This is a genomic window from Serratia nevei, from assembly GCF_037948395.1.
Classification (GTDB): domain Bacteria; phylum Pseudomonadota; class Gammaproteobacteria; order Enterobacterales; family Enterobacteriaceae; genus Serratia; species Serratia nevei.
The window spans coordinates 2,383,335-2,406,776 of sequence record NZ_CP149940.1 but is presented as its reverse complement, the minus strand read 5'-3'; the positions used below and the strand labels follow the sequence as shown (position 1 = coordinate 2,406,776).

The 23,442-nt window shown below is 61.8% G+C and carries 23 protein-coding genes; 11 read left to right on the top strand and 12 right to left on the bottom strand.

All coding sequences use genetic code 11. The annotated features are described in order from the left end of the window. Positions 1-458 precede the first annotated feature (458 nt). The 5 genes from V8N38_RS11650 to clcB all read left to right on the top strand — a co-directional run bounded on the left by V8N38_RS11650 (position 459) and on the right by clcB (position 5,322). Complete coding sequence (locus V8N38_RS11650; protein ID WP_004938551.1) at positions 459-1,175, top strand: ABC transporter permease; 717 nt, start codon at positions 459-461, stop codon at positions 1,173-1,175. A gap of 64 nt (positions 1,176-1,239) precedes the next feature. Then, positions 1,240-2,097: a glycine betaine ABC transporter substrate-binding protein gene (locus tag V8N38_RS11645; protein WP_244951318.1), complete on the top strand. Its 858-nt coding sequence runs from the start codon at positions 1,240-1,242 to the stop codon at positions 2,095-2,097. A gap of 11 nt (positions 2,098-2,108) precedes the next feature. Then, complete coding sequence (gene osmW / locus V8N38_RS11640; RefSeq protein WP_049199194.1) at positions 2,109-2,759, top strand: osmoprotectant ABC transporter permease OsmW; 651 nt, start codon at positions 2,109-2,111, stop codon at positions 2,757-2,759. After that, positions 2,756-3,895 (top strand): osmoprotectant ABC transporter ATP-binding protein OsmV, encoded by a 1,140-nt coding sequence (gene osmV, locus V8N38_RS11635; RefSeq protein ID WP_047727625.1) that lies wholly within the window; start codon positions 2,756-2,758, stop codon positions 3,893-3,895. Before osmW ends, osmV begins: the two co-directional genes overlap by 4 nt. A gap of 125 nt (positions 3,896-4,020) precedes the next feature. Continuing rightward, entirely contained in the window at positions 4,021-5,322 is a 1,302-nt protein-coding gene (gene clcB, locus V8N38_RS11630; RefSeq protein WP_147840016.1) for a voltage-gated ClC-type chloride channel ClcB, read from the top strand. Here clcB and V8N38_RS11625 read toward each other — a convergent pair. After that, the gene (locus tag V8N38_RS11625) at positions 5,319-5,711 is read right to left on the bottom strand and encodes a helix-turn-helix domain-containing protein (protein WP_147840017.1); all 393 of its coding nucleotides are present in this window, start codon (positions 5,709-5,711) and stop codon (positions 5,319-5,321) included. The genes clcB and V8N38_RS11625 overlap by 4 nt on opposite strands. Before the next feature lie 69 nt (positions 5,712-5,780). On the opposite strand from V8N38_RS11625, the gene V8N38_RS11620 reads away from it, so the two are divergent. Continuing rightward, on the top strand, positions 5,781-6,275 hold the full coding sequence (locus V8N38_RS11620) for a DUF2938 family protein (RefSeq protein ID WP_147840018.1): 495 nt from the start codon (positions 5,781-5,783) through the stop codon (positions 6,273-6,275). A 6-nt stretch (positions 6,276-6,281) separates the two neighbouring features. On the opposite strand, the gene bioD is transcribed toward V8N38_RS11620, so the two are convergent. The 3 genes from bioD to V8N38_RS11605 form a co-directional block, all read right to left on the bottom strand. Continuing rightward, complete coding sequence (bioD, locus tag V8N38_RS11615) at positions 6,282-6,947, bottom strand: dethiobiotin synthase (RefSeq protein ID WP_049199186.1); 666 nt, start codon at positions 6,945-6,947, stop codon at positions 6,282-6,284. 144 nt (positions 6,948-7,091) lie between these two features. After that, entirely contained in the window at positions 7,092-8,309 is a 1,218-nt protein-coding gene (locus V8N38_RS11610) for an ROK family transcriptional regulator (RefSeq protein ID WP_004938526.1), read from the bottom strand. 159 nt (positions 8,310-8,468) lie between these two features. Further along, complete coding sequence (locus V8N38_RS11605; protein ID WP_047727629.1) at positions 8,469-9,359, bottom strand: LysR family transcriptional regulator; 891 nt, start codon at positions 9,357-9,359, stop codon at positions 8,469-8,471. A gap of 147 nt (positions 9,360-9,506) precedes the next feature. Between V8N38_RS11605 and V8N38_RS11600 the strand changes: the two genes are divergently transcribed. Continuing rightward, positions 9,507-10,775, top strand: a complete 1,269-nt coding sequence (locus V8N38_RS11600) for an MFS transporter (RefSeq protein WP_031300458.1) — start codon at positions 9,507-9,509, stop codon at positions 10,773-10,775. A 51-nt stretch (positions 10,776-10,826) separates the two neighbouring features. Here the strand turns inward: V8N38_RS11600 and V8N38_RS11595 are convergent, their stop codons facing one another. Together V8N38_RS11595 and V8N38_RS11590 are read right to left on the bottom strand one after the other, a co-directional pair. Further along, positions 10,827-12,113 carry a glycoside hydrolase family 10 protein gene (locus V8N38_RS11595; protein ID WP_060440027.1) on the bottom strand — a complete coding sequence of 429 codons (1,287 nt, stop codon included), beginning with the start codon at positions 12,111-12,113 and terminating at the stop codon, positions 10,827-10,829. Between the two features lie 129 nt (positions 12,114-12,242). Then, the gene (locus tag V8N38_RS11590; protein WP_147840019.1) at positions 12,243-14,039 is read right to left on the bottom strand and encodes a glycoside hydrolase family 3 protein; all 1,797 of its coding nucleotides are present in this window, start codon (positions 14,037-14,039) and stop codon (positions 12,243-12,245) included. 331 nt (positions 14,040-14,370) lie between these two features. On the opposite strand from V8N38_RS11590, the gene tus reads away from it, so the two are divergent. Next, positions 14,371-15,309, top strand: a complete 939-nt coding sequence (tus, locus tag V8N38_RS11585) for a DNA replication terminus site-binding protein (RefSeq protein ID WP_038873930.1) — start codon at positions 14,371-14,373, stop codon at positions 15,307-15,309. Here the strand turns inward: tus and V8N38_RS11580 are convergent. The 3 genes from V8N38_RS11580 to V8N38_RS11570 form a co-directional block, all read right to left on the bottom strand. Next, a complete protein-coding gene (locus V8N38_RS11580) occupies positions 15,299-15,667 on the bottom strand; it encodes a VOC family protein (RefSeq protein WP_060419106.1) in 369 nt (122 codons plus the stop codon). The genes tus and V8N38_RS11580 overlap by 11 nt on opposite strands. Before the next feature lie 90 nt (positions 15,668-15,757). After that, positions 15,758-16,447, bottom strand: coding sequence for a helix-turn-helix transcriptional regulator (locus V8N38_RS11575; protein WP_147840020.1), 690 nt, complete (start codon positions 16,445-16,447; stop codon positions 15,758-15,760). Between the two features lies 1 nt (position 16,448). Beyond that, on the bottom strand, positions 16,449-17,339 hold the full coding sequence (locus V8N38_RS11570; protein ID WP_049272168.1) for a LysR family transcriptional regulator: 891 nt from the start codon (positions 17,337-17,339) through the stop codon (positions 16,449-16,451). 102 nt (positions 17,340-17,441) lie between these two features. On the opposite strand from V8N38_RS11570, the gene V8N38_RS11565 reads away from it, so the two are divergent. Next, positions 17,442-18,107: a peroxiredoxin-like family protein gene (locus V8N38_RS11565; protein WP_147840021.1), complete on the top strand. Its 666-nt coding sequence runs from the start codon at positions 17,442-17,444 to the stop codon at positions 18,105-18,107. Positions 18,108-18,148: 41 nt separating this feature from the next. Here the strand turns inward: V8N38_RS11565 and fumC are convergent, their stop codons facing one another. From fumC to V8N38_RS11550, 3 genes are all read right to left on the bottom strand, one after another. Continuing rightward, positions 18,149-19,546 (bottom strand): class II fumarate hydratase, encoded by a 1,398-nt coding sequence (fumC, locus tag V8N38_RS11560; RefSeq protein ID WP_060419115.1) that lies wholly within the window; start codon positions 19,544-19,546, stop codon positions 18,149-18,151. Positions 19,547-19,775: 229 nt separating this feature from the next. After that, the gene (locus V8N38_RS11555) at positions 19,776-20,108 is read right to left on the bottom strand and encodes a hypothetical protein (protein ID WP_102984751.1); all 333 of its coding nucleotides are present in this window, start codon (positions 20,106-20,108) and stop codon (positions 19,776-19,778) included. A 237-nt stretch (positions 20,109-20,345) separates the two neighbouring features. Beyond that, entirely contained in the window at positions 20,346-20,468 is a 123-nt protein-coding gene (locus V8N38_RS11550; RefSeq protein WP_255359321.1) for a hypothetical protein, read from the bottom strand. Positions 20,469-20,585: 117 nt separating this feature from the next. Between V8N38_RS11550 and manA the strand changes: the two genes are divergently transcribed. Continuing rightward, positions 20,586-21,764 (top strand): mannose-6-phosphate isomerase, encoded by a 1,179-nt coding sequence (gene manA / locus V8N38_RS11545; protein ID WP_060419119.1) that lies wholly within the window; start codon positions 20,586-20,588, stop codon positions 21,762-21,764. Between the two features lie 140 nt (positions 21,765-21,904). After that, positions 21,905-23,437, top strand: a complete 1,533-nt coding sequence (locus V8N38_RS11540; protein WP_147840022.1) for a YdgA family protein — start codon at positions 21,905-21,907, stop codon at positions 23,435-23,437. The last annotated feature ends 5 nt before the right edge of the window (positions 23,438-23,442 follow it).

The following is a 23,442-nucleotide window of genomic DNA, read 5'->3' as shown; positions in this document are numbered from 1 at the left end:
GCGCCTGCGCCAAGTCTATCCGCCCTCACATCCTGTCTTTGCCGGCGGCGAATCGCACCATTTGGACCGATTGTTACGGCGTAACGTTTTGCTGCGGATTTTTTTCACTTTCCGCGCATCCCAGCGCTGACGCGGGCTGAGGCGCCGATCCGCGTAATCTCAATCAACTGATTTTGTTCATAAAACTTGGCATGGCCAACGACAGGGTGCTATACCTTCCCTAGCCGGGGTCATTGGGCTTCGTGCTTTCTCTAGTTTAAATATCAGTATCTTATGCTGATTAACTCACGTATTGAGCCACCGTTCAGCACGCTATGCCGAACACACCCTTCGCTCAATGTCGCTAACCTCATGCGAAACGCCCGTTTTGTACCGCCACGCCCGCCGGGCAGTGGGTAACAATCAGAGCGGAATGCGCCGTCTCGTCGGCCGCTCCGCGCAACGGAGGACGCAACATCATGCACAAGTCAGCGCCATACCGGCGCCTGCTCCTCGGGAGCCTGCTGTTTATCGCCGTCATCGCGCTGCTGGTTTACGGCATCGGTTGGGAAACCCTTAAGTCGCGCCGGGAAGATTTGATTTACCTCGGCCAGCAGCACATGTTCCTGGTGGTGTGTTCCATGCTGCTGTCGCTGCTGGTCGGCATTCCCAGCGGTATTCTGCTGAGCCGCCCCTTCGCCCGCCGCTGGGCGGAGCACGTGATGCAGATCTTTAACGTCGGCAACACCCTGCCGCCGCTGGCGGTGCTGGCGCTGGCGATGGTGATTATCGGCATCGGCGACCGGCCGGCGGTGGTGGCGCTGTTCCTCGCCTCGCTGCTGCCCATCGTGCGCAATACCTATGCCGGCCTGCGTTCGGTGCCGCCGGCGCTGGTCGAGGCCGCCAACGGTATTGGCATGACCGCCGGGCAGCGGCTGCGCCAGGTCGAACTGCCCAACGCGCTGCCGGTGATCTTCGCCGGGGTGCGCATCGCGATGGCGATCAACGTCGGCACCGCGCCGCTGGCGTTTTTGATCGGCGCCAGCAGCTACGGCGAGCTGATCTTCCCCGGCATCTACCTGAACGACTTCCCGACGCTGATCCTCGGCGCCGCCGCCACCGCGCTGATCGCCCTGCTGCTGGATCTGGCGCTGGCCGGTCTCGGCCGCCGGCTCAGCCCGCACACCGCATCCTGATGGGAGAAACGCGATGACTCGATGGTTACAACGCCTCCGCCACGCGCTGCTGTTCTCTTTGCTGATGACCGGCGCGGCCGCCTGGGCCGCCCCGCTCACGCTGGCGAGCAAGAACTTTACCGAACAGCGCATTCTGTCGGCGATCACCGTGCAATACCTGCGGGCCAAAGGTTTTCAGGTCGAACCCAAGACCAATCTGGCCACGGTGATCACCCGCAACGCCATGATCAACAAACAGATCGACATGACCTGGGAATACACCGGCACCTCGCTGATCATCTTTAACCACATCAATAAGCGCATGACGCCGCAGGAAACTTACGACACGGTGAAAAAGCTCGACGCCAAACTCGGCCTGGTGTGGCTGCAGCCGGCGGACATGAACAACACCTACGCCTTCGCCATGCAGCGCCAGCGCGCGGAAAAAGAGCAGATTCGCAGCATGTCGCAGCTGGTGGCCAAAGTGGAACAGGTGCGTAAAACCGACCCGAAACACAACTGGCTGCTGGGGCTGGATCTGGAGTTTGCCGGCCGCTCGGACGGCCTGAAGCCGATGCAGGCGCTGTACGACATGCCGCTCGATCGCCCGCAAATCCGCCAAATGGACCCCGGTCTGGTTTACAACGCCATCCGCGACGGCTTCGTCGATGCCGGGCTGGTGTACACCACCGACGGCCGGGTGAAAGGCTTCGATCTGCAGGTGCTCGAAGACGACAAGGGCTATTTCCCGAGCTATGCGGTCACGCCGGTGGTGCGTGCCGACGTGTTGCAAAACACGCCGGGGCTGGAAGCGGCGCTGAACACGCTGTCGAAACAGTTCAACAATCAGGTGATCACCGAGCTTAACGCCAGGGTGGATATCGACTACCAGACGCCGCAACAGGTCGCCGACGCGTTCCTCAAGCAGCGCGGCCTGATTTAGGGAGGCATGTGATGAATACTGTACTTTACGCCTGGCAAAACTGGGCCTATATCGCCGGATTGACGCTGGAGCACCTGCTGCTGGTCGGCGTCGCCGTCGGCCTGGCGATCCTGATCGGCGTGCCGCTCGGCGTGCTGATCGTCCGCCACAAATGGCTGGCGACGCCGGTGCTGAGCCTGGCCACGCTGGTGCTGACCGTGCCCTCCATCGCCCTGTTCGGGCTGATGATCCCGCTGTTTTCCTTAATCGGCCACGGCATCGGCTACGTGCCGGCGATCACCGCGGTGTTCCTTTATTCGCTGCTGCCGATCGTGCGCAACACCCACACCGCGCTCGACAATCTGCCCGGCGGGCTGCGCGAAGCCGGCCGCGGCATCGGCATGACGTTCTGGCAACGCCTGCGCTGGGTAGAGATCCCGGTGGCGCTGCCGGTGATTTTCGGCGGCATTCGTACCGCCGTGGTGATGAATATCGGCGTGATGGCGATCGCCGCAGTGATCGGCGCCGGCGGCCTCGGCCTGCTTCTGCTCAACGGCATCAGCAGCAGCGACATCCGCCAGTTGATTACCGGCGCCGTGATGATCAGCCTGCTGGCGATCGTCCTCGATTGGTTATTGCACCGCTTGCAAATTGCGCTTACGCCCAAGGGGATCCGCTCATGATTAAATTGGAAAATCTGACCAAACAGTTCATGCAGAAGAACGGCACGCCGTTCAACGCCGTCGACAACATCAATCTGGACGTACCGGAAGGCGAAATCTGCGTGCTGCTCGGCCCTTCCGGCTGCGGCAAAACCACCACGCTGAAGATGATCAACCGCCTGATCGAACCCACCGGCGGCACCATTCTGATCAACGGCGAAGATACCAGCGCGCTGGATACCGTCAGCCTGCGCCGCAAAATCGGCTACGTCATCCAGCAGATCGGTCTGTTCCCCAACATGACCATCGAAGAGAACATCACCGTGGTGCCGCGCATGCTGGGCTGGGACAAAAAACGCTGCCACGATCGCGCCGAGGAGCTGATGAGCATGGTGGCGCTGGATCCCAAGCGCTTTTTGCACCGCTACCCGAAAGAGATGTCCGGCGGGCAGCAGCAGCGCATCGGCGTGATCCGTGCGCTGGCGGCCGATCCGCCGGTGCTGCTGATGGATGAACCCTTCGGCGCGGTGGACCCGATCAACCGTGAAACCATCCAGAACGAATTTCTCGACATGCAGCGCCAGCTGAAAAAGACCGTGATGCTGGTGAGCCATGACATCGATGAAGCGCTGAAGCTCGGCGATCGCATCGCGGTGTTCCGCCAGGGCAAAATCGTACAGAACGCCAGCGCCGATGAGCTGCTGGCGCGGCCGGCGAACGAGTTCGTCGCCTCCTTTGTCGGCCAGGACCGCACGCTGAAGCGCCTGCTGCTGGTGCAGGCCGGCGACGTGGCCGATCGGCAGGAAACGGTGACGGTGCGGCGGGAGACGCCGCTAGTGGAAGCGTTTGGGTTAATGGACGATATCGACGCCCGCTCGGTGACGGTGGTGGACGCCGACGGCAAGCCGCTGGGGTACGTCAAACGCCGTGAAGCGCGCGGCGCACCGGGCGTCTGCGCCGACAGTCTGCACCGTTTCCGCGTCACCGCGCGTGCGGAGGAGAACCTGCGCGTGGTGCTGTCGAAACTGTACGAGCACAACACCTCCTGGATGCCGATCGTCGATGAAGACGGCCGCTACAGCGGCGAAATCTCGCAGGATTACATCGCCGACTACCTCAGCTCCGGCCGCACGCGCCGGGTGCTGACGCCGCAATAACTCACTCAGGGGCGCTCACCGCCCCACCCACGCCGCAGTTTGCTAAAGATTCACTGGTCATCGGCCGGAGCGCCAAGCACAATGCGCTGATGACCCTTTGATTTTTCTCACGACGCCGCCCACGCATGAAAAGATTGGTCCACCTGCACCACTATCGCGCCCTGTTGCGCAGCCTGTTTATCGCCGTGTTCATCGGCGTCGCCGCCGCTCTGGCGGTGTGGCTGTTCCACCGTTCGATGATTGGCCTCGAGTGGCTGCTGCTCGGCAATGCCGACGGCAGCCTGGTGGCCGCCGCCGCCGCGCTGCCCGGCTGGCGGCGCGCCCTCACTCCGGCGCTGGGCGGCCTGGCGGCAGGCCTGCTGCTGTATATTCACCAGCGCTACCGCCACCAGCGCCCGGCGGCGCCCACCGACTATATGGAAGCGATCGAGACCGGCAACGGCAAGCTGGACACCGGCGCCAGCCTGGTGAAGTGCCTGGCGTCGCTGCTGGTGGTGTCGAGCGGCAGCGCCATCGGCCGCGAAGGCGCGATGATCCTGCTGGCGGCGCTGGTGGGCTCGCTGTTCGCCCAGCGCTTTACGCACGAGAAAGAGTGGAAACTGTGGGTGGCCTGCGCCGCCGCCGCCGGGATGGCCAGCGCCTATCATGCGCCGCTGGCGGGCAGCCTGTTTATCGCCGAGATCCTGTTCGGCACCCTGATGCTGGCCTCGCTCGGCCCGGTGGTGATCGCCGCGGTCAGCGCCCTGCTGATGACCAACCTGCTCAACGGCGGCCAGGCGCCTCTCTATCTGGTGACGCCGCTCGCGGCCCCCTTGCCGACGCAATACCTGCTGATGGCGCTGGTCGGCGTGGTGGCCGGCGCCGGCGGGCCGCTGTTTTTATGGCTGATGACCGCCACCGGCCATGCCTTCCGCTCGCTGCGGTTGAAGCCGCCGTTGCAGCTGGCGCTGGGCGGCCTGATCGTCGGGCTGCTTTCGCTGCTGTTCCCGCAGGTATGGGGCAATGGTTACAGCGTGGTGCAGGCGCTGCTGATCGCGCCGCCGGGGGTGCTGCTGCTGGGGGCGATCCTGGTGTGCAAACTGTTGGCGATCCTCGCCAGCAGCGGGTCGGGCGCGCCGGGCGGGGTCTTCACCCCGACGCTGTTCGTCGGCGCCGCGCTCGGTTCGATCATCGGTCAGCTGTTTGGCCTGTGGCCGGGCATGGATACGGCGGTGCCGCTGCTGCTGGCGCTGACCGGCATGGCTACCCTGCTGGCCGCCACCACCCATGCGCCGATCATGGCGGCGCTGATGGTATTTGAAATGACCGGCGAGTATGCCCTGCTGCCCAGCATTCTGCTCTCGTGCGTGATCGCCACCACCGTGTCGCGCGGCCTGCGGCCGGTGTCGGTGTATCATTCGGCGCCGCCGCCCAAACGCGAGGCTTAGAACTCGCCCTGCTGCAGGATTTTCCTGAACTGCGGGCACTGCAGGTGCTCGGGCTCAGGGCAATCAACCAGGTGGCGCAACCCGTCGCGCACCTGCACCAGGCGCTGGATATGGCTATCCAGCTCATCCGCCCGCGCCGCCAGCAGCCCGCGATCGAGCGCTATCTTGCCCCGTTCGTCAAACAAGGCGCTCATCTCGTCCAGCGTAAAACCGGCCAGGCGCGCCAGCGCGATCAGCCGCAGTTGGTCAAGCACGCCGGCGGCGTATTGGCGACGCAAACCGTGGCGGCCCGTCGACGCGATCAGCCCTTTCTTCTCGTAATGCCGCAGCGCGGAAGGCGCGATCCCGCTCAGGCGCGCCACCGTGCCGATATCCAGTTCTTTTGCCATTGACTTGAAGCCGACTTTAAGTTGCACACTGTGCGCACATTATCACGTCACTGAGCCAAGGACACCCCTATGACCCCCGATCTGTTAGTGCGCATCCTGTTAACCGGCGTTGGCGCCACCCTCTGCATGGATCTGTGGGCACTGCTGCTGAGGCGGCGCTTCGGCATCCCTTCCCTCAATTATGCGCTGGTGGGCCGCTGGTTTCTCGGCATGTTCGACGGCCGCTGGTTTCACGCCACCATCATTACGGCGCCGCCGCGCCGGGGAGAGAGAACAATCGGCTGGATATTGCATTACGCCATCGGCATCGCGTTTGCCTTTATCCCGATCGGTTTGGCGGGCATCGGGTGGTATGCGGCGCCGGAGCCGCTCATCGCGCTGTTGAGCGGCTGGCTGAGCCTGGCGGCGCCGTTTCTGGTGATGCAGCCCGCGCTGGGCTTTGGCGTGGCGGCGGCGAAAACCGCCTACCCGCGAAAAGCGCGGCTCCTTAGCCTGCTCACCCACACGGTGTATGGGCTGGGCCTGCTGATTGCCGCCCGGCTGTTGGCGGCGCTGTGCGCTTGAGCGAGCTTACAGCAGCGTGGAAATATCGAGGTAGTGCGCCAGCTCGCGCTGCTCTGCGCGTGGCAAATAGGGAATCTCACCCAGCAGCGGCGCGGGAATGCGCTGCTGCAGCGCCGCGATGGTTTCGGCATAGTGCGCCAACCCCGGGTTGATGCGGTTGGCCACCCAGCCCAGCAGCGGCAGGCCGTCGTTGATGATCGACTGCGCGGTCAGCAGCGCGTGGCTGACGCAGCCCAGCTTGATGCCCACCACCAGCACCACCGGCAGCTGTTCCTGCACCACCCACTCGGCGTAAGGCCGCAGATCGTTCATCAGCACCCGCCAACCGCCGCTGCCTTCCACCACCACCGTGTCGGCTTTGGCGGACAGATCCCGCAGACCGCTGCTCATCACGCCATAATTGATGTCCTCGGTCGCATGCGCGTGAAACACCTCATCCAGGCAGGTGATGGGATTGATCTCCTCGTAGGACAGCGGCAGGGTTGAAGATGCCTGCAACACCAAAGCGTCTTTATTGCGGATGCCCTCGCTGGTTTCCTGGCAGCGTGCGGCGATCGGCTTGTAGCCGGCCACCGAACGGCCCTCGGCGGCCAGCGCCTGCATCAACCCGCGGGAAACCACGGTTTTACCGACGTCGGTATCCGTGCCTGTCACAAATAAACGCTTCAACATGAATAAAATGCCCCAGAATGCCCCGTTAACAATGTGTCGCCGCACCGGCGGCGAAGAAGTCTTTCGGAAAAATTCTAGGGGATGCGCCCCCATAGGGGCTTGAGGTAGCTCAATCTTTTGCGGAATTAATAAGAAGTTCTGATGTTAGCCCTGCAGCAGCTGTACCAGCAACGAACCGTTGTACAGCGCCTCTTTCACCAGCGCCGCGCCGGGCATGGTGCCCTGATTGAAGAACTGCGTGGATTCGACCTTGACCTGCTCGCTGTAGGCCGGCAGCGCCTGCTGGCGAATGCAGGAGGCGATGGCCGGGTGCAGGATCTCCGCCGCGCGGTTGAGCGGCGAGCCCACCAGGATCTTCTCCGGATTGAACAGGTTGACCATGATTGCCAGAATGCGCCCCACGCTGTGCCCAACGCCGAGAATGATGTCCCGCGCCAGCTGATCGCCCGCCAGCGCGGCGTCGCACAGCGATTCGACGGTCAGCGGCGCGCCGTGCAGGCTGGAGCTCATCGAGCCGCTCAGCCGCTGCTGGGCGATCTCCAGCATGTTTTCGATGCTGGCCACGGTTTCGAGACAGCCGTGGTTGCCGCAGTAGCAGCGTTTGCCGTAGGGATCGACCTGGGTGTGGCCGATCTCCACCACGCTGTGGCTGCCGGCGTGCAGCACATGGCCGCCGGTGATCACCCCGGCACCGACATTGTGGTCGATCACCACCTGAATGACGTTCTGGCTGCCGCGCGAGGCGCCGTACAGCGCCTCGGCCATGGTCCAGGCGCTGATATCGTGCTGCAGGTAAACCGGCAGGCCGGTGCGGGTTTCCAATGCCGGACCGAGCGGCATCTCCAGCACGTCGTAAAACGGCATGCGATGCACCACGCCGGACTGCACGTCGATCATGCCCGGCAGCGTGATGGCGATCGCCGTCAGCCGCTCCAGCTTGCTTTGGTGGCGGATAAAGAATTGGTCGACTTCGGTCAGGATGCGTTTCAGCAGCGGTTCAGGGTGTTCGGCCGCCAGCGGCAGCTGCTCCTCAACCACCAGTTTGCTGCTGAGATCGCGCAGCGCCAGCGTGATGCTGCCGCGGCTGATGCGGGCGGACAGGTAGTGCCAGGCCTCGGTGTCCAGCACCAGCCCCACCGCCGGGCGGCCCCGGCTGCCGATTTCCTGGTACTCGGTTTCCTTGACCAGATGGGCTTCCAGCAGTTCGCGCACGATCTTGGTGATGCTGGCGGGCGCCAGCTGCGCGCGTTTTGACAGTTCGATGCGCGAAATCGGGCCCAGTTGATCGATTAGCCGATAAACCGCCCCCGCATTGGTCTGTTTGATTTGATCGATATGCCCAGGCTGCCCAACCGCAATCACAAACCTGCTCCTACTATTTTTCGCGCTTCTAAATAAAGACTAGGGGTTATGGTGGGGCTTTTGTCATACAGCGTCAACTATTTGATTCGTTATGTGATTTGCTGCACAAATTCCTCGCAATTTCAGCGTGAATTGATTTTTATTTGCCCAAGCTCAACGTCATTTCAGCATCAACGCCATCAGCGCCTGCGCGGCGGCGGTCAGCGGCCGCCGGCGGTGATGCACCAGCCACACTTCGGTGGTGGCGTCCGGCTCCGCCAGCGGCAAATAGCGCACGCCGTCCACCCGCACCCGGGCAAATGAGGCCGGCAGAATCGACACCCCTAACCCGGCGGAGACCAGCCCGATGATGGTCATCGCTTCCCCCACTTCCTGGGTGATGTACGGGGTAATGCCGGCCTTGCCGAGCAGCAGCAGAATTTCGTCGTACAGCGCGGTGCCCACTTCGCGCGAGAAGAACACAAACGGCTCCTGCGCCAGATGTTGGAAACGCAGCGCGCCGCCGGGCGTTTCCGCCAGCGGATGCCCTTCCGGCACCACCGCCACCAGCGGTTCGCGCAGCAGCAGCTGGTAGTGGAGCGCCTCCGGCAGCCGCGTGTTGCGCATCACCCCCAGATCCAGCTCACCGTTCAGCAACGGTTCGATCTGCTGTTTGGTGTTGATTTCGCGCATTTTGATATGCACCTGCGGAGACTGCTGGCGGAAAGCGCGCAGGCTGCGCGACACCACGCCGATGAAGGGCGCGGAAGAGGTAAAGCCGATGGTCATTTCCCCCAGCTCGCCGCGATCCAGACGCGCCGCCTTTTCCGCCGCCCGCCCGACCTGATCGAGCACCTGATAGGCTTCTTTGAGGAACATCTCCCCGGCCTGGGTCAAACTGACGTTGCGGTTGTTGCGCGCCAGCAGCCGCGCGCCGACCATCTCTTCCAACGCCTGGATTTGCTGGCTGAGCGGCGGCTGGGAGATCCGCAGCCGTTCGGCGGCGCGGCCAAAATGCAGCTCCTCCGCCACGGCGATAAAGTAACGCAGGTGTCTCAATTCGATATTCATATTTAAAACGTCTTAATTTGAATTATTAATATATTAGACAAAAAATTCGCCGCTCCCTATCATTTTGTTATCTGTAAAGTGTCTGTTTATCTCCCCGAAGTTCGGTAAGGAAACGCTGTGACAACCCCTGTGCGTTCTGCGGCCGCGATGCCGTCGACGCTGGCCGCCAACGATGACGCGGCCGCTGCGCCAAAAGTAAAACGTTCCACCCTCAACAACAAACTCCCCTATATCGAACGCGGCACACCGCAGTTTATGCGCGTGACGCTGGCGCTGTTTTCCGCCGGGCTGGCGACCTTCGCGCTGCTCTACTGCGTGCAGCCGATTCTGCCGGTGCTGTCGCAAGATTTCGGCGTATCGCCGGCGGAAAGCAGCCTGTCGCTTTCGGTCTCCACCGGTCTGCTGGCGATCGGCCTGATGTTCACCGGGCCGCTGTCCGACGCCATTGGCCGCAAGTCGGTGATGGTGGTGGCGCTGCTGCTGGCGGCGGTCTGCACGCTGATCTGCGCCTTTATGACCAGCTGGCACGGCATCTTGCTGATGCGCGCGCTGATCGGCCTGTCGCTGAGCGGCGTGGCGGCGGTCGGCATGACCTACCTCAGCGAAGAGATCCACCCCAGCTTCGTCGCCTTCTCGATGGGGCTGTACATCAGCGGCAACTCGATCGGCGGCATGAGCGGCCGCCTGGTGACCGGGGTGTTGACCGACTTCTTCTCCTGGCGCGTATCGCTCGGGGTCATCGGCCTGTTCGCCCTCGCCGCCGCCTGCATGTTCTGGCGCATCCTGCCCGCCTCGCGGCATTTTCGCGCCAGCTCGCTGCGCCCGCGCACCCTGCTGATCAACTTCAAGCTGCATTGGCACGATAAGGGCCTGCCGCTGCTGTTCGCGGAAGGGTTCCTGCTGATGGGCAGCTTCGTCACCCTGTTCAACTACATCGGCTATCGCCTGCTGGCGGATCCTTACCACCTGAGCCAGGCGATTGTCGGCCTGCTGTCGGTGGTATACCTCACCGGCTCCTACAGCTCGCCCAAGGCCGGCGCGCTCACCTCACGCTTCGGGCGCGGCCCGGTGCTGCTGGCCTCGATCGTGATTATGCTGATCGGGATTCTGATTACCGCGCTGCCGCAGGTGCCGGCTATCTTTATCGGCATGATGCTGTTCACCGCCGGTTTCTTCGCCGCCCACTCGGTGGCCAGCAGCTGGATCGGCCGCCGCGCGCGCCGCGCCAAAGGCCAGGCGTCGTCGCTGTATCTGTTCTGTTATTACGTTGGCTCCAGCGTAGCCGGCACCCTCGGCGGCGTGTTCTGGCACAGCTTCGGCTGGAATGGCGTGGCGGCGTTCATCAGCCTGATGCTGCTGCTGGCGCTGTTGGTGGTGCATTACCTGAAGCGCCTGCCGGAAGCGGCCCGCCTCTGAAAAGAAAAAGCCGCGGTGATTTGCCGCGGCTCGTCATGCCAGTGCCTGTGATTATTGGCCGGTTTTCCAGCGGGTGCGCAGGTACTCCACCGCCTTGTCCGTTTGCGGCTCAGTCAAATAACGTTGCCGGAACAGGATGGTTCCCCCCATCCCCGGCAGGCTCTCGTTGAGATCCAGCTGCCTTTTCAGCTCGGGAACGCCGCCGTCGACGGTCCAGGCCGGCTCGCTGGCGGCAGGCGTACCCACTTTATACAACGCCACCCCGGCATAGAGCCGAACCGGCGTGCCTTTCACCACCTCGGCCCACCAGTGGGCCAGCACGTCGTAGCGGACAATTTCACGATCAAAAGGCCAATACAGCTGCGGCGCGATGTAATCGAGCAGCCCCAGTTTGACCCACTGGCGCGTATCGGCATAGGCCGTATCGTACGATGGCGCGCCGGCCCGCGTCGCCGAGCCGGCAGGATCGTCCGCCTGGTTTCGCCAGACGCCCGCCGGGCTGACGCCAAACGCCACCGCGGGCTTCAAGGCTCGCACGGTGGCTGAAACCTGCTTTATCAATTGCAGCGTGTTGTCCCTGCGCCAGGCGGCTTTGTCTGCAAACCCTTTGCCGTATGCGCGATACGTTCGTTCATCATCCAGCGGCGATTGCGGCGTTTCGTAATAGAAATAATCGTCAAACTGAATGCCGTCGACCTCATAGTTTTTGACAATTTCGGTCACCACGCTGGTGATCCAGTTGCGCACGTCGGGCAGACCGGGATCGAGCACGAAGCGCTCGTTGGCGGTGCGAATCCAGTCGGGATGCAGCGCATAGACGCTGGCCGGCGGCGACTGCAGCGTATGATTAAGTGCGTCAATCGTTTGTGGGCGGGTATTCATAGAAACCCGATAGGGATTCAGCCAGGCATGCACTTTGATGCCGCGGCGGTGCGCTTCTTGCAGCATAAAGGCCAGCGGATCGTAACCCGGATCCTGGCCCACGGTGCCGGTCAAGACTTCTGACCAGGGCAAGATATTTGAGCGCCACAGGGCCGTGCCGTCCGGTTTAACCTGAAAATACACCGCGTTAATCCCGGTTTTCACCATCTCGTCCAGCGCGTCCGTCAGCCCCTGTTTCTGCAGGCGAACCCGCTCTTGCGCGGTTTCCGCTTTCAGGGAGGCCGCCGGCGGCCAATCCAGGCCAATGACCGTGGCCAGCCAGATGCCCCGCATCGGTGTTATCGGCGGCGTCGGTTGCGGGGGCTTCTCCGGTTCGGGCGGCTTGGCGCACCCGCTCACGCCCAGCATGGCGGCCATCAACAGCCATCCGCCTAATTTTGTTGCGCCTGTCGGCATTCTGGTTCTCCTTCCGTGAGTGACGGTTATCCCATGTCGTTGCGTGCAGAGCAAGAAACGCCCCGATTTGTCAGTGCTATTTCGCTGCCGGCGTCGCCCTGTTCAGACGACGCCGGTGTCCTTATCCCATTACCAGCTCAGCCCCGTGCCGCGAGGGAACGCCACCTTGCCCGTATTGGTTTCCACATCGTAGTCATGCCAGGTGTTGACCGGCAATTTGCCCTGCGGTTTGATTTTACCCGTCAGCACCTGCGCCAAAGAGACCATCGAAGGCCCACGCCACACGCCGCTGTCATAGCCGTAATAGGAATAGGTGGCGACGGCCGCCTCCACCTCGGCGGCATAGTTCACGATATCGTAAGGTGCGCGCAGTGAGAGGTGAACGCGTTTCTTCCCCTGCTCGGCGGCGTATTTCAACCAGCCCGGATAAGGGCTGCTGTCATTGCTCGCTCCGGTTGCGGAGGTAACGACCCCATCCTGTTCAGCCGGCGTAAAGCGGGTTGATAGGGTTCCGAGCAAGAACACGTCGCAGCCGGCAATATGTTCCCTAACCTGGGCGTCGCTCAGCTCCGTTTCCTTCGCGGCAACGACGTTCTGATACCCCTCCTGCGCCATCACGCGCGCAATGCCGCTGGCTTGCTCGCCCCACGGCGTCAGAATAAAGTAGCGCAGCGCATTGTCCTTTAACGGCAACAGGCTGTGGCGGTTGATCACCACGGTAATGGAACGATCGGCGATGCGTTTTTCCAGCTTGTGCGCTGACGACGCAACGTCGTTGGAACACGGCCTATCGCTATGGCCCATCAGGCTATGGCGTAATTTCAGGCGCAAAATTCGCTCGACTGAGGCATCGATATCGGCCTCGCTGAGATGCCCCGTTTTCACTCTGTCCGCAAGGTACCGGATCAGATCCGGCAGCTGGCTGGCCTGGGCCGGCGAGGCGATGCTGACAGGCATCAAAGCAATATCCACCCCGGCGGCAAAGACGTTTTCAGCCGCCGCTTGCTGGCTGAAATGCTCGGCAATCGCGCCCATATCCAGCGCATCTGAAATCGTTACGCCCGCATACCCCAATTCATTGCGCAGGATCTGGGTCTGAATTTCATGCGACATGGTGGCCGGCACCGTGATTTTTTCACCGCTGCGGGTATCTATCTGGCGGTTATCCAATGCCGGATACTGAATATGCGCGGTCATGACCATGTCCGGCGCCACGCAGCGATCGATGGCCTGCTTGTAAGGGGCGATATCGATGGCAAAGGCCTCTTCCCGCGTGCGATCGACGCGCGGCAGGCCGGTATGTGAGTCGGTGGAGGTGCTGCCATGGCCGGGGAAGTGCTTATACGCGGTGATCAGCCCCTGGTGTTTCATGCCCGCCACCATTTTCTCTGCCAGACGAGAAACGGTGTTCTTATCATCGCTGAAGGCGCGAACGTTAATCACCGGGTTGAACGGGTTGGTGTTGACATCCACGACCGGGGCAAAGTTGGTATTGATATGCAACGCGCGCATATCCTGAGCCATCAGCTTGCCCTGTTCAACGACGAGCTGTTCATCCGCGCCCCCTTCAATCGCCGCCGCCAGCGCCATATTGCCGGGGAATGAGGCATAGTCGCCGCGCGGCAGCCGGAAAACGTTACCGCCTTCGTTATCCGTGCCGATAAACAAACGAATGCCCGCGTGGGTTTTCATCGCGGCATACCAGGCCGTCAATGTGTTGATCTGCTGCTTGTCTTTCAGATTATTGGCGAACAGGATCACCCCACCCACGTGGTTATCGGCGATCAGCTTGCCAATGGCTTCATCGGGGACGGTCATATCCTGATTGCTGCTACCGTTCCGATCCCAGTAGCGAAAATCCAGCATGATTTTTTGCCCGATCTTCTCTTCCAGCGTCATGTTTTTGACTTTCTGTTTAATATCCACAGTGAACCTCCGTTTAAAGCACCCGTTAATGACAGAAGAAAAGATAACCCCAAGGGCTCATAGCGTCCTGCCATTCTGTTTGTTCCAGTGATTGGACAACGGCGATCGGAAAATGGATTAAACAAAACGCAAACAAACAGGAGAAAATCCATCAATGAATCAAAACACTACGCATACCGGGTGTATTACGTGCCCTGCCGTAGAGGCCATTATGGCGCATTTTCCGCTGCTAAGCCGGGTGGCCGGTGAAGCTGCCGTTAGCTCAGGGGCCGATGTTGCCCCCAGTTCGCCACTCTTCTATATTATGTTGTAACTAATATAGGAGCATGCGATGAGCAGATACGATGTAATTGGCCGGATGAACGCCTGCTTTACCGAGCTGGAGCAGGCGCTCGGCGCGCTGCAGCAGCAGATCGCCCCGCTGCGGTTGCTGGCGGCGCGGGTGTTCAGCCTGCCGGAGGTTGAAAAAGGTCAGGAGCATCAGGCTATTTCGCATATCGCGGTCGAACAGCATGTGGGGCAAGCGGCGCGCGATCTGGCGCTGGAGCATTATCAGCGGCTATTCATCCACCATAACCGGGAGAATGTCAGCAGCAAGGCCGCCGTGCGCCTGCCCGGCGTCATCTGTCTGGCGGTGGAGCAGCCGGAGTATCAGGCGCTGCAAACGCAGCTGGCGCTCATCAACCGACTGAAGGGCGAACTGGAACAGATTATCACCGTCGATTCCGGCCTGGCGCCGGAGCAGCGTTTCGAGTTCGTGCACACCCATCTGCACGGGCTGATTACCCTCAGCGCCTATCGCACCCTCACCGCCCTGACCAATCCCGACTCCGTGCGCTTCGGCTGGGCCAACAAGCACATCATCAAAAACGTCAAGCGGGACGACATCCTGGCGCAGCTGGAGAAAAGCCTGAAAGCCGGCCGTGCAGTGCCGCCGCACAGCCGTGAACAGTGGGCTGCCCTGGTCAGCCGCGAGATAGACGACGTCAGCCGCCTGCCGCAGCACGCGACGCTGAAAATCAAGCGGCCGGTCAAAGTGCAGCCAATCGCCCGAGTGTGGTATCAGCAGCAGCAAAAACAGGTGCAACACCCCTGCCCGCTGCCGCTGATCGCCCTGTGTCAGGCCGAGAGCGGCGCCACAGTGCCGAAGATTGGCGAGCTGCTCAACTACGACGTCGACGCGGTGAAACACCGCTACAAACCCGACGCCCGGCCGCTGCGGCTGCTGGTGCCGCGCCTGCACCTGTATACCGACGACGCTACTCGCTGAGGGCATACACCCGCAGGCGATGGCCGTCCGGATCTCGCGCCACGAAGGTGTAACCGAACTCCATCTCGGTCGGCGTTTGCTCAATCGGCAGCCCGAGTTCGCGCCACTGGTTATAGCGCGCCTCAACCTCTTGCGGATCCTGGCACAAAAAGCCCAGTTCACCGCCGCCGCCGGTCAGGGTCGCCGTAGGTTTTACCCCCTGTTTGGCCCACATCCCCAGCTTGAAGCCGTTGTTGAGCACGAACAGGGCGAAGCCGGGGGAAAGCTCTACCGGCGCCTGTCCCAGTAAACGTTGATAAAAGGCGGCGCTGTTCAGCGGGTTGTCGACGTAAAGCAGGGTCATGCTGGGAAGGGTCATCGGTCTGTCCTCTGGGTGATGGGAACCGGCCGGTTCCCGATAGGCACAGACTAAGGGGTGCGACTGACAGTTTATGGCAGCAGCGTGCCGCTATTGCTCCGCAATGCCCTCGCTGAGGCGCCACTCTTTCAGCAGCCGCCGCCGGCCGCGCGGGTAGCGCTGTTCCAAAGGTGTAGCGGCCTGAATGCGATCGAGGCGAAAATGGCGAAACGCCTGGCGCAGCTCGCACCAGGCGACCAGCATCTGGAACTGGTCGAAAAAACCCAGCGCAAAGGGCCACAGCAGGCGTTCGCTGCGCTGCCCCGCCAGATCGAGATAGTCGATATGCAGCTTGCGCTCGCGGCGGATGGTGTCACGGATCAGCACCCGCATCACATCCGCCACCGGTGGCGCCTGAACCGGCGCGATCAACAGCGTGTTGGCCTCCAGCTCCTCCCGCAGCGCCGGCGGCAGCACGTCGGCGATCTTGGCCAGCGCCTGGCCCGCCGCACTCGCCAGCTGGCTGTCGCCGCGGCGGCTGACCCAGCGCATCCCCAGCACCAGCGCCTCTGTCTCTGCCTGCGAGAACATCAGCGGCGGCAGCATAAAGCCGGGCCGCAGCACATAGCCGACGCCCGCCTCGCCGACGATCTCCGCCCCCTGCTGCTGCAGCGTAGCGATATCGCGGTACAGCGTGCGCATGCTGATGCCCAGCGTTTGCGCCAGCGCATGGCCCGCCACCGGATAACGGTGGCTGCGCAGCAGCTGCATCAGATCGAGTAAACGTTGTGCGCGCGACATATCACGGCTCCCTGCATAACGCAGTTTGGACAAAGTCGGCAAAGGCCCGCGCCTTGGCCGAGACGAAATGACCGCCGGGGAACACCGCCCACAGCGCCAGCGGCGGCAGCTGCCAGTCCGCTAATGCCGCGATCGCCGCCCCGCTTTGCAGCTCGCTGCGGAACATGCCTTCGCTGGCGATAGTGGGCCCGAATCCCGCCAACACCAGCTCGCGCACGCACTCCGCCGCATTGACCCGCATGCGCCCCGGCAGCCGCAGCGCGCGCTGTTCTCCTTCTCGGCTGAAGCGCCAGTGCTCGCCGCCACCACGGCGGTGGTAAATCACCAGCTCGTGCTGCAACAGATCTTCAGGCCGCTGCGGCATGCCGGCGGCGGCAAAATAGCCGGGCGTGCCGATCACACATTGCTTTACCTCACCCAGTTTACGGGCGGTAAAGCCAGAATCTTCCAGCTCGCCGATACACAGGGCAATATCGATGCCCTCTTCAATCAACGACAGGTTGCCGTCATCCAGCAGCAGATCGACGCTCAAACGCGGGTTGGCGCGCATAAACGCCGTCAAATCAGGCAAGGGAACGATGCGGGCGAATACCGCCGCCGAGGCGACCCGCAGCCGGCCGCTCAGCGTTTCGCCGGCGTTCTGCACCAGCGCTTCCGTCTCCGCCAGCTCGTTCAGGATACGCCGGGTGCGTTGATACAGCTGCTGCCCCGCATCCGTCGGCTGCAGGCCGTGGGTCGAGCGCAGCATCAGGCGTGTGCCGAGCTGCTGTTCCAGCCGCGCCACCGCTTTCGAGACCGCCGGCTGCCCCACGTGCAGCCGCCGCGCCGCTGCGGTAAAGGAACCGCTCTCGTAAACGCAGGCATAGGTTTCGTAATCGGCAAACTTGCCCATAGCATTCCTTACTGGAATAACGGTTAGCATTTATTGCAGTCTACACGCGCCATTCAGGAATGGGCAAGATGAGCGCAACCCTCACTCCCGTCAGGAGAACGCATGACACTGCAAGACAAACTCGATGCCTTCAAAGCGGAGTTCGAATCCGGCCAACTGCCGTTCACACTCACAGAACAAGAGCACGCGCTGATGCGTAAGGCGATCCAAACGCAGATCGCTGCCGGCATCGCCGAACGCGCCCTGAGGGTCGGCGACGCCGCGCCCGACTTTACCCTGTCGGACGGCGAAAACCGGCCATGTTCCTCCGCGGCGCTGTTGGCGAAGGGCCCGCTGGTCGTCAGTTTCTATCGCGGGATCTGGTGCCCCTACTGTACGCTCGATCTGCAGGCCCTGCAGGCCGCATTGCCCGCCATCACGCAGTACGGCGCGCAGCTCGTGGCCGTTTCGCCGCAGAGCGCGGTGCATAACCGCCAGGCCATGCGCGATCACGATCTCACCTTTGCGCTGCTCAGCGATGCCGGCAACCGTCTGGCGGCCCAATTCGGCCTGCGTTACCGCCTGCCGGACGCGCTGATCGCCCTGTATCAACAGCGGCTCGGCCTCGATTTGGCGCAGTTCAACCAGGATGATAGCTGGACGCTGCCGCTGCCGGCGCGGTTCGTCATCGCCCACGATGGCCGTATCGCCTATGCCGAAGCGCACGCCGATTACACCCGGCGGCCTGAGCCGCAGGCGCTGTTGTCGGTGCTGGAGAGATTGGCTTGAAAAGACGGGGCGCAAACGCGCCCCGTTTGAACATGACGTGATTATTTCTGCATGCTGCCGACCATCGCTTCCGGCCGCACCCACTCGTCGAACTGCGCGTCGGTCAGGTAGCCGAGCTTCAGCGCCGCGGCTTTCAGCGTCAGCCCTTCCTTGTGCGCTTTCTTGGCGATTTCCGCCGCCTTGTCGTAGCCGATGTGGGTGTTGAGCGCCGTCACCAGCATCAGCGATTCGTTCAACAGCTGGGTGATGCGATCTCGGTTCGGTTCGATGCCCACCGCGCAGTGCTCGTTGAAGCCCTGCATGCCGTCGGCCAGCAGCCGAATCGACTGCAGGTAGTTGTGGATCACCATCGGGCGGAACACGTTCAGCTCGAAGTTGCCGGAAGCGCCGCCGATGTTCACCGCCACGTCATTGCCCAGCACCTGGGCGCACAGCATGGTCATCGCCTCGCACTGGGTCGGGTTGACTTTGCCCGGCATGATGGAGCTGCCCGGTTCGTTCTCCGGGATCGAAATCTCGCCGATGCCGCAGCGCGGGCCGGACGCCAGCCAGCGCACGTCGTTGGCGATCTTCATCAGCGAAGCCGCCAGCCCTTTCAGCGCGCCATGCCCCTGCACCAGCGCGTCGCAGGTCGCCAGCGCTTCGAACTTGTTCGGGGCGGTGACGAACGGCTGATGGGTCAACTCCGCCAGCGCTTTGGCCACGCGCACCGCGTACTCAGGATGGGTGTTCAGGCCGGTGCCAACCGCCGTGCCGCCCAGCGCCAGCTCGGCGATGTGCGGGATACTGTCTTCGATGTGCTTCAGGTTGTGCGCCAGCATCGCCGCCCAGCCGGAGATCTCCTGCCCCAGGGTCAGCGGCGTGGCGTCCTGCAGGTGGGTGCGGCCGATTTTGACGATGTCGCGGTAGGCTTCGGCCTTGTCGCTCAGCGTCTTGTGCAGCACTTTCAGCTCGGGGATCAGGTGCTCGCGCAGCGCAATCACCGCCGCCACGTGCATCGCGGTGGGAAACACGTCGTTGGAGCTCTGGCTTTTATTGACGTCGTCGTTCGGGTGCACCTTGCGCTCTTCACCGCGCACGCCGCCCAGCAGCTCGCTGGCGCGGTTGGCCAACACTTCGTTCATGTTCATGTTGGTCTGGGTACCGGAACCGGTTTGCCAGATGGACAGCGGGAACTGATCGGCATGGCTGTCCGCCAGCACTTCGTCGGCGGCGTTGATGATGGCGGCGCCCCGCTCGGCCGGCAGCAGCCCCAGATCCACGTTCACCTGCGCAGCGGCGCGCTTGGTCAACGCCAGCGCATGGATCAGCGCGGTCGGCATCTTTTCGGAGGAAATGCGGAAATGCGCCAACGAGCGCTGGGTCTGCGCGCCCCACAGCTTGTCGGCCGGTACTTCGATGGGGCCCATAGAGTCTTTTTCGATACGAACGCCTGCCATCATTGTCTCCTTAGCATAATTCCTAAAATTGTAGGGTTAGGCCGACGCGCTCCCCCCCGTCGGCACGCACTCCCAGTATAGTGACATAATAACTATTCGCATTAAGAGAGTTATCTCACAGCACGTTTCATCTCTTTTACTCCTGCATGACGCGGTTATTTGCCGCCGGTTAACCCGCGCCAAAATAAACGGCCGGGCATGCCCCGGAGAATACAAGCGTGGGTCACGATTAACGCGGATGACGCGAATTAAAATTATTGATGCGCTGGGCCTGTAAATGATTGAGCTCATCGATGCGTTGCTGCTGCAGATGATTGATTTCGTCGTAGGCGTCCTGCCGTTCATTATGGCGATAGGCCCCGGTCGCCACCGCGCCGGCGGTGAGCGCCAGCGGATGGGCCACGGGCGCGATCGCGGCGGGAAGCACGACCGGCGCGGGTGCAACGACAATCGGCGCCGGCGCGATCACCACGGTGCGCGGCGCGGCGTAAGGATAGGTGACAATCACCGCCGCCTGGGCTGCGCCGGTGCAAAGCCCCAACAGCAACAACAGTTTTTTCATGCAACAGACCTCTGGTTTCGTTAAATCGACTCGTTAGCCCTTACGGTAAAGAGGTCTGGCGCGCCGGTTTAAGCTCGGCGTGTGATCGCCCCGCGCAGCGCGAAAATAATAATAAGGGAATGGCTCAGACGGTAAAAAATAAATTCAGCCGACATATTTTGACATGCTGAAAAATAAATAATGAGGCAGGATGCCCGGGCTATCGGCAATAACCCCATTGCCCCAAAGAATAATCGATTAGCGGCTTTTGACGGCCGCCTTGAGGCCCAGTGCGCCATTTGAGGCGCCGATCGTTATCACGTTATACTTTGGCCCGTTGCCGGGCGCGACGTTATCCGGCGTTATTTTGATCGCGCCCATGATTTTTCCCGCCGACGCGGGCGTATGATGGTCGTCGGCATAGATTAAGTTAATCTTATAAAATCAGTGAGTTATTGCTATGCAGCGCGGCAATGACGCAGAAGGACGTTTATCGACATGCAAAAAATGACCAACGCGGTACAGAATTACGCCTGGGGCAGCCACGATGCGCTGACCCGTCTTTACGGCATCGCCAACCCCGATAATCAGCCGATGGCCGAACTGTGGATGGGCGCCCATCCCAAGAGCCCTTCCCGCGTGCCGGGCGCCGATGGCGCACTGCGTTCGCTGCGCGAGCTGATCGATGAAGACCAGCCAAAGCAACTGGGCGCCGACGTCGCCAGCCGCTTTGGCGAGTTGCCGTTCCTGTTTAAAGTGCTGTGCGCCGATCAACCGCTGTCGATCCAGGTCCACCCGAGCAAAGCGGCGGCCGAGATCGGCTTCGCGAAAGAGAACGCCGCCGGCATCCCGCTGAGCGCCGCCGAACGCAATTACAAAGACCCCAATCACAAGCCCGAGTTGGTCTTCGCCCTGACGCCGTTCCTGGCGATGAACGGCTTTCGCGAACTGACCGATATCGTTTCCCTGCTGCAGCCGATCGCCGGCGCGCACCACGACATCGCCACCTTCCTGCAGCAGCCGGACACCGCGCATCTGTCCACCCTGTTCGCCAGCCTGTTGACCATGAGCGGCGAGCAAAAATCGCTGGCGCTCGGCGTGCTGAAAGCCGCGCTCAACAACCAGCAGGGCGAGCCCTGGGATACCGTGCGCTTTATCGCCGGCTTTTATCCGGACGACAGCGGCCTGTTCTCACCGCTGCTGCTGAACGTGGTGCAGCTCGCGCCGGGCGAAGCGATGTTCCTGTACGCGGAAACGCCGCACGCCTACCTGAAAGGGGTGGCGCTGGAGGTGATGGCCAACTCGGATAACGTGCTGCGCGCGGGCCTGACGCCGAAATTCATCGACGTGCCTGAGCTGCTGGCCAACCTGCAGTTCCGCCCACAGCCGGCGTCCGGCCTGCTGACCCAGCCGGAGCAACGCGGCAACGAGCTGTTCTTCCCGATCCCGGTGGAGGATTTCGCCTTCTCGCTGCACGATTTGACCGCCGCACCGCAGGCGCTGGCGCAGCGAAGCGCGGCCATCGTGTTCTGCGTCGCCGGCGAAGCGACGCTGGAAAAATCCGGGCAGCGCCTGACGCTCAAACCGGGCGAATCCTGCTTTATCGGGGCTTTCGAATCCCCGGTCAACGTCAGCGGCAGCGGCCGCATCGCCAGGGTTTATAACCAGCTGACCTAACCGTTGATAAATTTCAGCAAATTGCTTGCTGAAAGCGAGAGCTACCCCCACAATTAAACGCCTGCGGGCGTTTTTTGTCGGCCCCTATTTGCCCCTCCCGCGCAACGGAGGGTGATAAGAAAAAAGGATGAAACAGAGCTATGAAAAAATCGTTAGTCGCTGTCAGCGTCATTGTGGTTCTTGGCGCAGCATGGACCGGGGCATCCTGGTACACCGGGAAACTGATCGAGCAGCACATGGGCGAAGTCGTGGACAACGCCAACGGCCAGCTGAAAGCTTACCTGCCGAAAGCCGGCGTGAAGCTGAGCTATGAAAATTACCAGCGCGGCCTGTTCAGCAGTAAAGTGCGTTATGTGCTGCGTTCCGACGGCACGGATACCAGTGAAAACGCGGCGCTGAAAGCCGGTGAAGAAGTGGCGTTCCTGGAAACCATCGATCACGGCCCGTTCCCCTTCGCCCAGCTGAAAAAATTCAATCTGCTGCCGAGCATGGCGTCGGTGCATACCGAGCTGGAAAATACCCCGGCGGTGAAAGGTCTGTTTGACACCACCAAAGGCAAATCGCTGTTTACCGCCGATTCGCGCATCTCTTACAGCGGGGACACCTCGTCTGCCATCGACATCATCCCGCTAGACTACCAAAAAGATAAGTCTTCGCTGAAATTCAGCGGCGCCACCATTAACGCTGACGTGTCCAGCGATCTGAAAAAATTCGTGCTGGACGCCAATAGCGACAATATCGTGTTCGCCAGCCCGAACGAATTCGGTCAAAACGAGCAGATCACCTTCCAGGGCTTCAACCTGAAAGGCAACAGCAACGAGAGCAAGTTCGGCGTGAAGCTCGGCAATCAGACGATGACGCTGAAGCAGTTCAAACTGACGATCGACGGTAAAGATACCGTGGCGTTGGACGGTTTCAACCTGGTGAGCAAGTTCGGCGAGCAAGGCAGCAGCAACATCGGCGGCCAGATCGACTACACCATGGACGCGCTCAAGGTGCAGGGCAACGACTTCGGCGCCGGCAAGCTGGCGCTGAAAATCGACAACGTCGACGGCAAGGCGCTGAAAGACTTCGCCGACAGCTACAACCGCCAGACCATGGCGCTGCTGCAACAGGGCGAGAACCTGGATCCGGCCGTGTATGAGCAGCAAAACGCCGAACTGCTGCAAAAGAACCTGCCGCTGCTGCTGAAAGGCAACCCGAGCCTCAGCATCGCACCGCTGAGCTGGAAAAACAGCAAGGGCGAGAGCACCTTCACGCTGGATCTGGCGCTGACCGATCCGAGCAAGGCCGCTTCCCCGGCACAATCGCCGGATCAGCTGATCGCGCAGGCGGTTAAAAAGCTGGATATCAACCTGACCATTCCGGAAGCGATGGCTACCGAAGTGACCGCGAAAACCGCGCTGTTGCAGGGTTACAACGAGGAAGACGCGCAGAAACTGGCGCAGCAGCAAGTGCAGGGCCTGGCGGCCATGGGCCAGATGTTCAAGCTGACCACCCAGAAAGACGGCGTGATCGCGAGCACGTTCCACTATGCCGACAATCAGGTTGACCTGAACGGCAACAAAATGTCGCTGCAGGAGTTCATCGGCCAGTTCGGCCTGCTGGGCGCCCCGGCGGAAGACGGCGAACCGGCGCAGGATGCACAACCTGCTCCGGCACCGGCGCAGTAAGCGTT

Coding starts and splice junctions, on each gene's coding strand:
- V8N38_RS11605 (WP_047727629.1), bottom strand. CDS start 9,359: ATGAATATCGAATTGAGACACCTGCGTTACTTTATCGCCGTGGCGGAG.
- V8N38_RS11645 (WP_244951318.1), top strand. CDS start 1,240: ATGACCGGCGCGGCCGCCTGGGCCGCCCCGCTCACGCTGGCGAGCAAG.
- clcB (WP_147840016.1), top strand. CDS start 4,021: ATGAAAAGATTGGTCCACCTGCACCACTATCGCGCCCTGTTGCGCAGC.
- V8N38_RS11575 (WP_147840020.1), bottom strand. CDS start 16,447: ATGTCGCGCGCACAACGTTTACTCGATCTGATGCAGCTGCTGCGCAGC.
- manA (WP_060419119.1), top strand. CDS start 20,586: ATGCAAAAAATGACCAACGCGGTACAGAATTACGCCTGGGGCAGCCAC.
- V8N38_RS11650 (WP_004938551.1), top strand. CDS start 459: ATGCACAAGTCAGCGCCATACCGGCGCCTGCTCCTCGGGAGCCTGCTG.
- bioD (WP_049199186.1), bottom strand. CDS start 6,947: ATGTTGAAGCGTTTATTTGTGACAGGCACGGATACCGACGTCGGTAAA.
- V8N38_RS11540 (WP_147840022.1), top strand. CDS start 21,905: ATGAAAAAATCGTTAGTCGCTGTCAGCGTCATTGTGGTTCTTGGCGCA.
- osmW (WP_049199194.1), top strand. CDS start 2,109: ATGAATACTGTACTTTACGCCTGGCAAAACTGGGCCTATATCGCCGGA.
- V8N38_RS11570 (WP_049272168.1), bottom strand. CDS start 17,339: ATGGGCAAGTTTGCCGATTACGAAACCTATGCCTGCGTTTACGAGAGC.
- V8N38_RS11555 (WP_102984751.1), bottom strand. CDS start 20,108: ATGAAAAAACTGTTGTTGCTGTTGGGGCTTTGCACCGGCGCAGCCCAG.
- V8N38_RS11625 (WP_147840017.1), bottom strand. CDS start 5,711: ATGGCAAAAGAACTGGATATCGGCACGGTGGCGCGCCTGAGCGGGATC.
- V8N38_RS11620 (WP_147840018.1), top strand. CDS start 5,781: ATGACCCCCGATCTGTTAGTGCGCATCCTGTTAACCGGCGTTGGCGCC.
- V8N38_RS11580 (WP_060419106.1), bottom strand. CDS start 15,667: ATGACCCTTCCCAGCATGACCCTGCTTTACGTCGACAACCCGCTGAAC.
- fumC (WP_060419115.1), bottom strand. CDS start 19,546: ATGGCAGGCGTTCGTATCGAAAAAGACTCTATGGGCCCCATCGAAGTA.
- V8N38_RS11595 (WP_060440027.1), bottom strand. CDS start 12,113: ATGCCGACAGGCGCAACAAAATTAGGCGGATGGCTGTTGATGGCCGCC.
- V8N38_RS11600 (WP_031300458.1), top strand. CDS start 9,507: ATGCCGTCGACGCTGGCCGCCAACGATGACGCGGCCGCTGCGCCAAAA.
- tus (WP_038873930.1), top strand. CDS start 14,371: ATGAGCAGATACGATGTAATTGGCCGGATGAACGCCTGCTTTACCGAG.
- V8N38_RS11550 (WP_255359321.1), bottom strand. CDS start 20,468: ATGGGCGCGATCAAAATAACGCCGGATAACGTCGCGCCCGGCAACGGG.
- osmV (WP_047727625.1), top strand. CDS start 2,756: ATGATTAAATTGGAAAATCTGACCAAACAGTTCATGCAGAAGAACGGC.
- V8N38_RS11565 (WP_147840021.1), top strand. CDS start 17,442: ATGACACTGCAAGACAAACTCGATGCCTTCAAAGCGGAGTTCGAATCC.